This is a genomic window from Saccharibacillus sacchari DSM 19268 (assembly GCF_000585395.1).
Lineage (GTDB): Bacteria > Bacillota > Bacilli > Paenibacillales > Paenibacillaceae > Saccharibacillus > Saccharibacillus sacchari.
The window spans coordinates 5,609,519-5,623,503 of record NZ_KK073875.1; the positions used below are offsets into that span (position 1 = coordinate 5,609,519).

Annotated in this window: 9 protein-coding genes; 5 read left to right on the top strand and 4 right to left on the bottom strand. The window is 50.5% G+C overall.

Annotation, left to right across the window (positions count from 1 at the left end; all coding sequences use genetic code 11):
• The first annotated feature begins 174 nt into the window (after positions 1–174).
• Positions 175–924 carry a toll/interleukin-1 receptor domain-containing protein gene (locus SACSAC_RS24420; RefSeq protein ID WP_037291049.1) on the top strand — a complete coding sequence of 250 codons (750 nt, stop codon included), beginning with the start codon at positions 175–177 and terminating at the stop codon, positions 922–924.
• Here SACSAC_RS24420 and SACSAC_RS24425 read toward each other — a convergent pair.
• Both SACSAC_RS24425 and SACSAC_RS24430 read right to left on the bottom strand, forming a co-directional pair.
• A complete protein-coding gene (locus tag SACSAC_RS24425) occupies positions 877–2,331 on the bottom strand; it encodes an SIR2 family protein (protein ID WP_037291048.1) in 1,455 nt (484 codons plus the stop codon). The two genes, SACSAC_RS24420 and SACSAC_RS24425, sit on opposite strands and share 48 nt — an antisense overlap.
• A 42-nt stretch (positions 2,332–2,373) precedes the next feature.
• On the bottom strand, positions 2,374–3,321 hold the full coding sequence (locus SACSAC_RS24430; RefSeq protein ID WP_051507386.1) for a tyrosine-type recombinase/integrase: 948 nt from the start codon (positions 3,319–3,321) through the stop codon (positions 2,374–2,376).
• Between the two features lie 531 nt (positions 3,322–3,852).
• Here SACSAC_RS24430 and SACSAC_RS24435 point away from each other — a divergent pair.
• The 4 genes from SACSAC_RS24435 (at position 3,853) to cydC (ending at position 9,906) form a co-directional block, all read left to right on the top strand.
• Positions 3,853–5,229: a cytochrome ubiquinol oxidase subunit I gene (locus tag SACSAC_RS24435; RefSeq protein ID WP_037291051.1), complete on the top strand. Its 1,377-nt coding sequence runs from the start codon at positions 3,853–3,855 to the stop codon at positions 5,227–5,229.
• Positions 5,226–6,239 carry a cytochrome d ubiquinol oxidase subunit II gene (locus tag SACSAC_RS24440; protein ID WP_037291052.1) on the top strand — a complete coding sequence of 338 codons (1,014 nt, stop codon included), beginning with the start codon at positions 5,226–5,228 and terminating at the stop codon, positions 6,237–6,239. Before SACSAC_RS24435 ends, SACSAC_RS24440 begins: the two co-directional genes overlap by 4 nt.
• A gap of 77 nt (positions 6,240–6,316) precedes the next feature.
• A complete protein-coding gene (gene cydD / locus SACSAC_RS24445) occupies positions 6,317–8,146 on the top strand; it encodes a thiol reductant ABC exporter subunit CydD (protein WP_037293680.1) in 1,830 nt (609 codons plus the stop codon).
• Positions 8,143–9,906 (top strand): thiol reductant ABC exporter subunit CydC, encoded by a 1,764-nt coding sequence (gene cydC / locus SACSAC_RS24450; protein ID WP_037291054.1) that lies wholly within the window; start codon positions 8,143–8,145, stop codon positions 9,904–9,906. The genes cydD and cydC overlap by 4 nt, the downstream gene beginning before the upstream one ends.
• Before the next feature lie 435 nt (positions 9,907–10,341).
• Here cydC and SACSAC_RS24455 read toward each other — a convergent pair whose 3' ends face one another.
• Positions 10,342–12,384, bottom strand: a complete 2,043-nt coding sequence (locus tag SACSAC_RS24455; RefSeq protein WP_037291055.1) for a Na+/H+ antiporter — start codon at positions 12,382–12,384, stop codon at positions 10,342–10,344.
• A gap of 120 nt (positions 12,385–12,504) precedes the next feature.
• Positions 12,505–13,863, bottom strand: a complete 1,359-nt coding sequence (locus SACSAC_RS24460; protein WP_037291056.1) for an aminotransferase-like domain-containing protein — start codon at positions 13,861–13,863, stop codon at positions 12,505–12,507.
• Between the last annotated feature and the right edge of the window lie 122 nt (positions 13,864–13,985).

Here is a 13,985-nt window from a genome sequence, read left to right on the forward strand (position 1 = left end):
TTTTAGTGCTATTTAACAGATGCAAGTTAATGGTATACTGTGGAGGTTGCTAGGTAATTAGGTTTGAAAATGGTTCGATGATTTTTAATAAGTTAGATACTAATAACTATGAATTATTTGGAGGTTTTGCGTTGTTTAAAATCAATCTTATTACAAATGTACAAGGAGGGTTATATGATATTCTTTTGTTTTTCAAGTAAAGATCGTCATGCCATAGTGGAAGCGATACTTTACCACATTAGGAATTATCGAATTCCCGTCTGGTATGACCGTGATCAGATGCTTTTGGGAGACGAACGTAATTATAAAAATTTTGTTGAAGGAGTAGAAAATTCTTCGTACGGAATTATAATTTTGAGTCCAAATTCAATTCAGTCTCATTGTGCCAACGAAGAAATTGATTTAATGTACGATAAATATTTAAATGGTTCGATGCACATTTTTCCAATATTCTTTAATCTTTCTGCAAATGAAGTTCCCGAAAAATACGGATGGATGAAACAATTAGTCTACAAAGAAATACTGCCTTCCATTGACGTTTATTCAACGTGTAATCATATCATTTGCAAATTTTTATCAGACGAGCTAATACAACATGAAAGTCAAAGCTTAATTTCATTAGAAAAAAGAATGAAATCAATAAAATGTGATCTTTTTATCTTGAGTTTAATTCAATCTTATTTGGAACTTGATGAAAAAAATTTCAATTCTCGAATAGCTTTATTGTATGCGGGTTGTTGTTATATAGAGTTTAATTATGATTTGCATACAATCCCTTCTTACTACACAGCAGGCTTCAAAAAGTTATTTAATGAGACTAAGCTTTCATTAAAAGTCGATCTAAGAGATATATTAATGATTGAGAGTCTCTTCTTATTATTGGTTAGCACTGTTGTTATTAGCAGCTTCACTGAGAATGTGTAAAATAAGTTTTGCTATTGCTTCAGGGTCTTTTTCTGTTCTTAAATTATCTATTGTTTTAGAAAGGTAAGGATATTCATTTATATTTTGTTTAACTTCGTTCCAGATCACTTCTGCCTCGTAACCAGTGCTTCCAACCGGAATTATAATCATGTTGCGTTCTTTTGCAATTAAAAATTCTTGATAAACACCTTCGCTATAATGCCCTGTTTTTTCAACAGAGCCTTTTTCAGTCGTGCTTCTACTTTGACCGAATAAAAATATTGCTGCACTACAATCATGTTGCATGTTGATTCTATACTCTTGTTTTTTATCTTCCGAAAGGTTCGTATGAAATGGGAAAGGTCTCATAGAGAGATAGTTTTCCTTATTCTGGATCCCTTGTTCCGCCAGATATTGGTAAGAATATCCTGTGATTAAAGTGCCTAATCGTTTCCCTACACCAGTAGATATTCTATATTCGTTTTTAAACAACGAAGTCACCAAAGCAAGAGATAAGTCATCAGATTGAGTCACTACAGATTCTGGAACTTTGTCATATGCACCAGATATAAATACTTTTTTTTCTTTGATCTTATTGTTTAAACTTTTTAATAAAGGAATGATTTGATCCTCTGTTATACAAATAACTTGTATGTTGTATCGGTGTTTAAGATCATTGACCATATGCTCAAATTCTCTATTAGTTTTTTCGTTTACTAGCATAACAGCATAATGAGTGTTACCTTTTCCGTTAAGCAACCGATTTATCGAACTGAGGCAGTCAAGCACAAGAGCATCAGTAAAACTGTAACCAACGAAGAGAAAAGTATTTGCAATTAATTCTTTTTTTAAAAATGTCAAAAATAAAGAATGGCTCTCTTCATAACATTCATAATCATTTTTTGTTATAATCATTTTTTCTGAATCACGAATATCACCATTCAACTTATAAATGTTTACCTTCTCATTTCTGTTGATGTTAGTTAAATTTTTTTCATTATATATCATAGTGTGCTTTATGAGACGACGGGTTAATTCTTGTTCAATTAAAGGATCATAATTTGTTGTCCATATATTATTAAAATTCATATCAATCAACTCGCTTAAAACATTATTTCCTGGTTTGATCTTATCAATTTCATCATTCACTTTTTTTCTTAATTTAGTGTCAGTGTATTTATTGGCATAATATTGAGCTATTTTATATAGATCAGTATTTTCATTAATCTCAATTTCCAACTCAATAGCCAATGGTTCAAATAAAGATCCCCAAGTTACATGTCCAGAGTTTCGAGAAACACCTGATCCAATAAATAATGAAGATTCATTATTTATTGTTTGTTTAGAAAACTCATTTAAGAAACTATTGAGTTCTCGTTTTGTTTCTCTGAGTAAACGATCTGCTACTTCGTTATTTTCTATACTCATTATTAACCTCCAAATAATTCATAGTTATTAGGAGGTTTTTTCCTACATTTTCAGCTTATTTCTCGGGTTAAACTTCGACAAAACATTCTTCTTCCTTTTAATTGAAACCTCCGTATAAATCTCCGTCGTACTCACGCTCGAATGCCCCAAAATCTCCTGCACCGATCTTAAATCCGCCCCATTATCCAATAAATGCGTCGCAAACGTATGCCTTAACGCATGCGGCGTCGCCGTCGGCGTAATCCGCGCAGAATCGCGATACTTCGAAAAAATATCCTCAATCGAATAGATCGTCAGCCGATTCCCGTATTTGTTGATAAAGAGTGCATCATCCTGCGGAGCCAGCCTGTCCCTCACCTTCATCCAACTCCGTAATGCCCCCACGACCTCTTTACTCGACAAATACAAAATCCGCTCTTTACGCCCTTTACCGAAAATCAGCAAAGTCCGCTCTCCCACATTCAAATCCCGCAGGTCAATATTGACCAACTCCCCGATCCGAATCCCCGTCGAAAATAAAAGCTCAATAATCGCCAGATTCCGAGTCGCGATCAGCTTCCGATAGTCCGATTTAAGCATGATCACATCATACTCAATACTCCGAAGCAACCTCTGCACCTCATCAATCGGCAGCGTCTTCGGAATCCGCTTAGCCTTCTTAAACTTAGCTCCCAGCGAAAATTCAGACATCTCCCCCAGCAACTCTTGTTCACGCAAAAACTTAAAAAACGTCTTCACCGATATGTATTTTCGTTTAATCGTCGTATCCTTCATCGTGCGCAGACCAATCAATTCCATGAAGTAGGCATGCAACACCTTATGATCCACATAGAGATGATCATTCCGTTCACACCATGCAATGATCAAATTCAGGTCATATTGATAAGCCTGGACGGTAGGACGGGACAAGTTTCTTTCTACAATCAAGTTCTGCGAATAGCGATCTATGTAACTCCGAAATAAATTCAGCTCCAAACCCTCGTCTACCATCTTCGTTCATCCACTTCCCTCTTATGTATACGCGCATCAACTTGTATCTTAAGGGGTACGGGCTTTTTACTCAAATCCAATATATCCCACTCAATCCTTATTAGGTCTATCCTTTGAAACAAATGATCCGTGACAAGAGTAAACCACCGATAAATTCATTACATTTGCATGTTGAAATCGCCACCTCCCCCTCTCACCCAGCAGCGATCCCATTTCGAACCGAAGCGCCTTTGTTCATTCCCCTCACAACGAAGCGCAGGTCGAAATCGGATCGCTGCACCCACCGTGACATTTCTCACATCCCCCGCTCGTCAATATTGATAAAATTAAAAGTTTTAGATACCACATCTTTTACTCGCACACAATGGCTCGAAAGGGTTTTTGTACTCTTTTTCACAAAATTGCCGCAAATCTATGACTCCTTCTTGAAATACCTCTTTCCGATCACCGTTTCGTCAAAAAGCCCCGATATACTGGACTCAATTCACTTGATAAAAATGAAATATGGAGAACGGAAAGGAGATTTACCGCATGGTCGTCGATACGGTGTTGTGGAGCAGGTTGGTCACAGGGCTAACGCTGTCTTTCCACGTTATTTTCGCTACGATCGGGGTCGCGATTCCGCTGATGGTGTCCATTGCCGAATTCGTGGGTATCCGCAAAAAAGATAATCATTATACCTTGATGGCAAAAAGATGGACAAGGGGATTTGTCATCTCCGTCGCTGTCGGGGTCGTGACCGGTACGGCAATCGCTCTGCAACTGGCGCTCGTCTGGCCGAACTTTATGCAGCTTGCAGGCAATGTCATCGCGCTGCCGCTGTTCATGGAAGTGTTCGCCTTCTTCTTCGAAGCGATCTTCCTCGGCATTTACCTGTACACCTGGGATCGTTTCCGCAATCCTTACCTACACTGGCTGTTGACCGTTCCCGTCGTGCTGGGAGCCGCGATGTCGGCGTTCTTTATCACGTCGGTCAACGGATTCATGAACCAGCCGGAAGGCTTTATCTTCGAAGGAGGTCATTTTAGCGCCGTCCACCCGCTGCAAGCGATGTTCAACGAAGCGACGCCGTCCAAAGTCTTCCACGTACTGACTTCGGCTTATATGACGGGCGCTGCGTTGTTGGCTGCCGTCGCCGCGTTCTCGATGCTGAAAAAGGGCGTAACCGAATATGCGAAAAAAGGGCTCAAGCTCATGATGACCGTCCTGCTCGTATTCAGCTTCCTGACCGCGCTCGCGGGCGACGTCTCGGCGAAATTCCTGGCCGAGCATCAACCGGAGAAACTGGCTGCGGCCGAATGGCATTTTGAAACGGAAAAAGGCGCTGACCTGATCTTCCTCGGCTGGCTAACCGCCGAACGCGAGATCGTCGGCGCGCTGCATATTCCGAACGCGCTCAGTTTCCTGGCTTTCAGCGACTTCAACGCCGAAGTGACGGGGCTGGACGAATTCCCTGTCGACGAACAACCTCCGCTGCTCGTGCACTATCTGTTCGATGCGATGGTCGGAGTCGGTTTCGCGCTGCTTGCGATGTCCGCAATCTTTTTCCTGCTGTTGTTCTGGAAAAAACGCAACGAGCTCAACCGATGGATGCTGCGCGCGATCGTGTGCGGTGCACCGCTAGCCTTCCTCGGTGTCGAACTAGGCTGGTTCTACGCCGAAGTCGGCCGACAACCGTGGATGATCCGCGGCTATATGCGGGTCGAAGAAGCCGCGACTACTTCGCCGAGCATCGTGTATCTCTTTTTCGTATTCCTGCTGCTCTACATTTTGCTCGGCACCATGTGCGTGATCGTCCTGCGCCGACTGTTCCGCGATAACCCGGCCGAAGTCGAATTCGAAAAAGCCGCAAAGACCAAAGCAGACGCTTTGCAAGCGCAGGAACAGAAAGCAGGTGACGAGGCATGAGTTATGAAATTCTCGGGATCTCGGTCCTTTGGATTTTCCTATATGGTTATCTGATTGTCGCTTCGATCGATTTCGGCGCCGGGTTCTTTGCTTTTTACGCCCGCATCACCGGCAAAGACCACTTGATCAACCGCCTGATCTCCCGCTATTTGTCGCCGGTTTGGGAAATCACCAACGTCTTCTTCGTGTTCTTCTTCGTCGGTTTGATCGGATTTTTCCCGGACGCGGCGCATTATTACGGCTCCGCCCTGCTCGTTCCGGGCAGCATCGCGATCATCCTGCTGGCGATCCGCGGTTCGTTCTATGCGTTTGAAAACTACGGATCGAAGAAAAATATCGTTTTCCTATTCCTGTACGGCGCGACGGGCTTGCTGATTCCGGCTTCGCTCTCGGTCGCGCTGGTGCTGTCCGAAGGCGGCTTTATCGTCGAAAATAACGGCGTCGTGACGCTGCAATATTTCGAACTGTTCACGAGTCCGCTCGCTTGGAGCATCGTGGCGCTGGCCGTTACTTCCGTATTATTCATCAGCGCGTCGTTTCTGGCTTTCTACGCGTCACGCGCCGAAGACCAGCCTGCGCTCAACCTGATGCGCGGCTACGCGTTGTTCTGGAGCACGCCAACGATTATCGCCGCGTTCACGGCCGTCTTGTACCTGAGCCAACACAACAATCGCCATTTCCAAAACATGATGGATCTGTGGTGGCTGCTCGGCTTATCGGTCGTCTTTTTCCTCATCGTGCTATGGCTGCTCTACAAAGGCCGCCGTTACGGCTGGGCCTTCATCTGCCTGATGCTGCAATTCCTGACGGCGTTTTTCGCTTACGGGATCGGGCATTATCCGTACATTCTTGACCCGTACATCACCATCCAGGGCGGGGCCACGCAGGAAGCAATGGGCATCGCGCTCGTTGTCGTGTTCATTGCGGGTCTGCTGCTGCTGATCCCTTCGCTGGCACTGGTCTTCCGGCTGTTCCTGTTCGATGCGGATTATGTAAAAGGCAAAAAATAAGCCGTTGATCTGATTAAAAAAGGAGGGACTCTCCCGTGAAAAGGGGCGCTAAAAGAAGATCGAACCGCAAAAGCGGCATGCTCTCCGAACTGATGGCTGCGCAGAAAAAACGCACTTCCATGCTTCGGCTCATCTCATTAGCACTCGCTGCAGCGACGATCGGACAAGCGGTTTTACTGGCAGAATCGGTACAGCGCGTGTTTGTGGAAAATGCTCCGCTTGCTTCGATGATCGTTTTGTTCGCGGCTTTGCTGGCCGTGATGGCCGTGCGCACCTGGTTGGCCTACGCCAACGGACGCATCGGGCTCCGAATCGCGGCGGACGCCAAGCGTGACTTACGGGCACGGCTGCTGCGTTCATTGGCCGCCAATCCGCTGCTGACCGCCCGTCAAGGCCAAACAGGCGGCAAAGTCAGCGTGACGCTCGATGCCGTCGACGAAGCCGATAGTTATTTTAGCCAATACACGCCGAAAATGGCCGAAGCTTCGATTATTCCGCTGCTGATTCTCGTTGCCGTGTTCATTCTGCATGTGCCTTCGGGTCTGATCCTGCTGTTCACGGCGCCTTTTATTCCGTTATTCATGGCGCTGGTCGGCATTCAAACCAAGCACAAGTCGGAAGAAAAATTCGAGCAGCTCGCCCAATTTTCCGGGACCTTTCTGGATTCGTTGCAAGGTTTGGTGACATTGAAGCTGTTCGGACGGGCCAAACGCCAGGAACAAGAAATCCAACGCAGCAGCCTGTCTTACCGCGACGCGACGATGAGCATTTTGCGCGTCGCGTTCACCAATACGTTCGCGCTGGAAACGATCGTGATGCTGGGTATCGGGATCGTGGCGCTGGAATTGGCATTACAGCTTGTCGTGTTCCAAACCATGCAGTTCCATACGGCGTTTCTGATTCTGCTGCTCACGCCCGAGTTTTATAATATGCTCAAAAACATGGGTACGGCGTTCCACGGCGGGCGTACGAGCCTGGGGGCGATTCGCAATATCGAAGCGGCGCTGGCGGCAGACGCTCCGGCTTCGTCGCAATCGAATGCTTCAGCATATTCGGAGATTTCTGCTGACGGTTCCGAATCGACCAACGCTAACCCAACAGGCGATCGCGACAACGTGATTCAATGGCCTGTAGGGAGAAACGCCAAAGCCTCCTCCGCCACACCGCCCGTTATCGAATTGCATGAACTTGCTTTCGACTACGGCGCGGACACCTTTGCTCTGAACGCCGGATCGTTAACCATTCAACCCGGCAAACAGGTCGCAATCGTAGGCAAAAGCGGCTCCGGCAAAACGACGCTGCTCCATCTGATTGCGGGACTGCTGCCTCCTTCATCCGGCGAAGTCACGGTGAACGGTCAGCCTCTTACCGCAGGAGCAGGCGAGGAAGAATGGTTCCGGAACGTCAGTTATATCACGCAGCACCCGCATATTTTCTCGGGCACGTTCGCCGAAAATATCGCGATCGGCGCAGACCGCGACGTCTCCCGGGAAGAAATTGTTCATGCCGCCGAATCCGCCGGACTGGCTGCGCTCGCGGCTGAACTGGAGCACGGCTACGATACAGTCGTCGGCGAAGGCGGCAGAGGATTATCCGGCGGCGAAAAGCAGCGTTTGGCGCTGGCCCGTGCTTTTCTGAAACGTCCCACCGTGCTGCTGTTCGACGAACCGACGACGGGACTCGATCTGCATACCGAACGCGTACTGATGCGTGCCATGAACGAGTTGTCGCGCAAAGCGACCGTCATCACGATCGCCCACCGCCTGCATACGATCCGGCACGCGGACGTTATCCTGTTTATGGAGCAGGGAACGTTGATCGGCAGCGGCACGCATGACGAACTACTGAAAAGCTTGCCGCAATACGCCGAGATGGTGGATATCGGACGTCAGGGGGTCGGATCATGAACGAACGCTCTATTTTTCTCAAAGCCATGCTCCAAGAACGCAAAGACATTTTACTTTCGATTCTGGGCGGCTTTATAGCAGGCATTTTCGGGGTTATTCTGTTCTCGACCAGCGGCTATCTGATCTCGAAAACCGTCTTCGTCCCTCCGCTGTATACATTGATCATTTTAACGTCACTGGTCAAAATACTCGGACTGGCGCGCGCGGCAAGCCGTTACGGTGAGCGACTGTTCTCGCACCGGGCGACCTTTTCCCTGCTGAGCCGTCTACGTACCGATTTCTTCGGCAAACTGGTTCCGATGACGCCGCGCATCCTGAACCGTCAGCGCAGCGGAGATCTGTTGGCACGGATCGTCGGGGACGTCGAAAGCTTGCAATTTTACTTCTTGCGCGTGGCGTATCCGCCGATTATCGTCGTATCGGTGTTTCTCGCCACGGTGATTTTCGCTTCCTTTTTCTCGATCTGGATCGCCCTGCTGCTTGTCGTCGGCATGCTGATCACAGCGTTCGTTGTACCGGCTATCGTGCGCGGCAGCCAGCGTAAAGCAGACGGGCGCGTACGTCGGCAACGGGCCGAACTGTCCGCCGAGACGACCGAGATGCTGCAAGGTTTTATCGATCTGAAGGTGTACGGTCGTCTGAAGCAGCGTGAACAGCAACTGCTGGCAACCTCCAACGAACTGACCGATGCCCAGCAGGAAGATGCCCTACGACTGCTGCGCGGACAATCGCTGCATAGCTTTATGACGTTTTTCGTATCCTGGGGCGTGTTGGTGCTCGGGGCGTATCTGATCGTGCAAGGGTCGATGGCTGGCGTGTTTCTGGCGATGTTGATCATGGCTTCGATGACTGTATTCGACGAATCCGGCGCGATGGCGACGCTGCCTGCTTACAAACGGGACAGCGAATTTGCAGCGAAGCGTCTGGCGGAGACTTTTGACGAGGCAGAAGAAGCGAACATCGAACCGCCAGGAACGTTGGATGGTAGCCAAGCGATCTCGGTCGAACTAGAAAATGTCACGTTCCGCTATGCGGAAGACTGGCGTCCCGTGCTAAGCGAAGTCTCGCTGAAGCTGGATGCCGGATCGAAAACCGCGATTGTCGGACCCAGCGGTTCGGGGAAAACAAGCGTGCTGGAACTGCTGCTTAAGCTGCATGATCCGACGCAAGGTCAGGTACTGTTGAACGGAACGTCCGTAGCAGACCTGAACGACGAAGACCTATGGCGCAAAAGCAATGTGGTGCTGCAAGAAGGACACTTTTTCCGGGGAACGATTCGGGAGAACCTGCTGCTCGAAGACGAATCGCGCGATGATCAGGAATTGTCCGCTGTGCTGGAACAGGTTGATTTGCCAACCAAAAAGCTGGACGACCTCGTGTTGGAAAAAGGCGAAAACTTATCCGACGGCGAAAATCAGCGGCTGGCGATCGCCCGCGCGCTGCTAAAATCCGGCCGACTCTGGTTGCTGGATGAACCGACCTCCTCGCTCGATTACGTGACAGAACGCCGGGTGTTGAATCTGCTGCTGGAACGTTCGAAGAACGATACGCTCGTGATGGTGAGTCACCGCCTGGCGGGATTGGAGCAGATGGATCAGATCATCGTGTTGGATCGCGGAACAATCGTGGAGACCGGGACGTACAACGAACTGTTGGAGCGAAAAGGCTACTTCTACGAGATGAAAAAGTTGGAGCAGCAGATGGTAGGAGAAGATTTTACCGACCGCGAGAGGGAAAGTGAAGCTCGTCGATCCGGTTGAGAACGAGCATTAAAGTAACGAGACAAAAAAGCGCGACTCGGCTAACGGATCGTATGTCCGTTACAAGCCAAAATCAACCCCTTCCGCAAATTTAACGGATCGTATATCCGTTAGCCGCTTTTTTCGCCGTTTTTTCCGTCAAAATCAAGCCAACTCCTGCTCTAAACGTCACCTGAATCCGTTAGAATTTTCAAATCCTCAAAAACAGCTTTTAAGCGTCGTCTCGATCCGTTAAAGTTTAACGAACGTGACAGCGGCAGCGAAACCGCACGCTTCGGCTTGCTTCAGACCGATTGCGTGCTCTTTCCTTTTTTAATCAGAGATACGGTTTATGAACTCGACCGTGATGTTGCACGATTCAAGACCAGAAGCCCGAACCTTCCTTCGCGGAAAGTTCGGGCTTCTTTTTCATGCCGATTTTTTAGTTAATACCGGTCAATGTCCGAAATTCTCTTCTTCCGGCACGTCCGTCTCCAGATAACGGATAAACTGACGCAGGCGGCCCGCCAGTTCGCGGGAAATCTCGCCTTTCTCGAACAAACGCTGCACGTGGTCACGCTGTTCCTGAATCGCGGCGAGACGTTCTTGCATCCGCTCTTCCCGTTCTTCGCGTTCTTCCGCCGTTTCTTCCTCGATCAGACCGAAATCGGCTTTGGCGAGACGGCTAATCAACTGGTTGTAGCCGTCGGTCAGACGCTTCGCTTCGGCGCGGTTAAAATCGTTCGTTCGTTTGTTGATCGCTTCGATCGCGGCCTGCGCCATGCGCGTTTTGGCAGTCTGAAGCGAACAGTACGCGCGCTTATCCGTCAATTCGCCGCGGCGACCTCTGGCGAACAGGGCAGCGGCGAAGCGGCCGATATCAGCCGCCGGAGCCGTAACCCGCGCTTCCAAGCGACCCGGAATACTTTCTTCGATCCGGGCGAGATGCTCGAAGATCGGAGTCGCTTCTTCCTGGCCGAGATCGCCGTCCTGCACCATTTTGCTCAGTTCCCTGCGCTGCGCGCGAATGCCCGCGTACATCAAGTCGGCCTCGCGGCGCGGCGCTTCGGGATCGGACGCGTAAGCGGTCGTCGCTTCTTCCATCCGCTGCAAATACTTCGTGAAATCTTGAATTTCCGTCGCGGCGACGCCCGAACGGCCTTCGTCCAGTTCGTCCTGACCGATCCGCTGCGCGATCGCGCTCAAGATCCGGCGCTTGAGCGGCTGTTCGGCCTTCGGCGCTTCGGCCGCTTCTTTACCCGATAACAGCGGCAGCAAGATGCTGGCCGCCAGCAGCGTGAACAAGATGACGCCGGCCGCCAGGAACAAGATCAGATTGCGTTCCGGGAAAGCCAAGCCTCCGTTCAAAACAAGCGGAATCGAAAACGCGCCCGCAAGCGTAACGGCTCCGCGCACGCCGGACAAAGCCGTTTGCAGCGCCGCTTGGAACAGCGGCTTGCCGGTACGCCCGAGTCCGCCGCCCCGACTTGTGAAAAACCAATACGCATAGATCCACAGGAACCGCAGCACGATCAGCCCGACCGATATCCAGGTCACGTGCCACAGCGCGCCGAAGCTGCTGATGGCCGGATCTTCGAAGACCGTGCCCAGCACTTCCGGCAGTTGCAGGCCGAGCAGCACGAACACCAGGCCGTTCAGCACGTACAGGAAGACCGACCAGGTGCTGTTCGAGACGACTTGCAGCTTGACGCGTACCGACTCGGCGCGGTCGCGCTCGATCGCGTGCACGACGCCGCCCGATACGGCGGCAAGAATACCCGACAATCCCAGATGCTCGGCGACCAGGTATAGCACGAACGGCGTGACGAGCTGAATCAATACATGCAGCGTCTCGTCTTCCATGCCCAGACGGCGCAGGAATACCCGAATCCGGATCACGATGAAAGACAGTACGGCCCCGATCAGGAGACCTCCGACCGCGATCAACAGGAAACTGAACGAAGCCTGATAGATCGAGAACGCGCCCGTTACCGCGGCAGCCACGGCGAACTTGAACGCGACGAGACCGGACGCGTCATTGACCAGCGCTTCGCCTTCCAACAGGCGCATGATGTCTTTCGGCAGCTTGATTCGTCCGGCGATCGAACCGACCGCCACGGCATCCGTCGGCGACAAGATCGCCGCCAAAGCAAATGCCGCAGCCAAAGGAATGCTCGGGATGACCCAATGAATCAAGTAGCCGAATACGATGACGGTGACGAAGACGAGTCCCAGCGCCAGCAGCAGGATCGGCGCTCTGAGATTCCACAACTCGCCTCGCGGAATAATCCGGCCGTCGTTAAACAACAGCGGAGCGATAAACAAAACAAGGAATAACTCCGGTTCCAGCGGCACATGGATATGCGGCGGAAGCAGTTCGGCCGCAACGCCGAGACCGATCTGAATGATCGGCACGGGAACGAACGGAAGGAATCGGTTGATTACGTTCGAAATCCCGATGATCGCGAGCATGACCAAAATACTGATAAAAAGCTCCATGCGGCATTCGCTCCTTTGGATGGGATAGGCCGCGAATACGGGCAACGTCCCGTATTCGCGGTCAGGTACTATACATTCGGACCTCAATCAATGCTGTTTACTCCTGTCGAACTTGATCTTTTAACGCGGCAATACCCGATGCACGGCCTTCGCCAACTCCTCGGCAACGACGTCGACGCCGGAAGCGATCTCCTCGTCGCGCACGCCGGAGACGTTCAATTTCAGCATCGCTTCGGCGCGAAACCCGGACAAATAGTGGCCTTTCGCGCTTTCTGCATGAATACAGCGGCTGCGCAATTTTTCCACGGCCGAAGACAAAGCAGCGGGAGCCCGCGGCAGAAGATGCGTATGAATGCCGCCCGCGGCCGGAAGCGGACCCGTCAAAACATCGGGGTACGCCTTTTTCGCCCGCCGAACAGCTTCGCCCAGCAGTTCCGAGCGCCGACTGTATCGGTCGCGGATTTTTTCCCGGTGCCTCGCGAACATGCCGCTTTTCAAATACAACTCCAAAGCGGCCTGCGACAGCATCGAGCTATCGATATCGAGCAGCTTTTTGTAACGTCCGAACGCTTCCGCCAATTCGCCCGGCAGCACCGCGACGCCTACTCGCAGACCGGGGAACAGGATCTTCGAGTAGCTTTTCAAATAAATAGTTCGCTCGGCCCGATCGTACGCATATAGCGGATCCGACTTCGCGTCCTGCTCCAGATCGGCCATATAGTCGTCTTCGACAATATAAACGCCGTACCGCGCAGCCAATTCCGCGATCGCTTCCTTCTGCCTCCGGGTATACGAGCAGCCGAGCGGATTATGGAAACGGGGAATCGTATAAAAGAATTTGATCCCGCCGCCCCGAAAAATCCGTTCCAGCTCGCCGAGATCGATACCGTCCGCATCCCGCCTGATCCCGACAGCCGGAATGCGATGCGCCTCCAAATAATCCGTGAACAACGGGTAGCTCGGCTGCTCAACCAAAACGGTCTTGCGCCCATCCGGGAACGGCATGCCCGCAAGCAGCGTCAGCGCCTGCTGCACGCCCGAGGTAATGAATATTCGCTCCGGCTCCGCAAACACCTGATAATCCGCCAAATGACGCTGCATTTCCTTGATCAGCGAAGGAAGCCCTTTTGGCGTTCCGTAAATAAACAGCTCGTTTCGATACGTATCGATCGCTTTGTTCAGGCACTGTTGAAAGTCCAGATACGGGAAAATGTCCGGGTCCGGCGCGGAACGAACGAAGTCGATGGTCTCGCTCGGCCGTTCTTCCTTTTCCGCGCTGCCCAACACGTAGTAGCCGCTTTTCGCCGACGCGTAAATCAGATGAGAACGTTCCAGCTCGGACAGCGCACGGATCACGGTGCTTTTGCTGCACGCATAACGTTCGGACAAGGTTCGGATCGAAGGCATCTTGTCTCCTTCCTTGAGCGATCCGGCGATCATCCGTTCCAACTCGTTCAGCAGCTCCATGTATTTGTACATCCGCGACTTCCTCCTTTCAATCTGTACCGGTACAGATCATGAATATGTACATTGTAACATGGGATCGCCGTCTTTAAAATAAAGATTACAGATGCGGCCGCGTCATAAGATCTGAAAGCTCG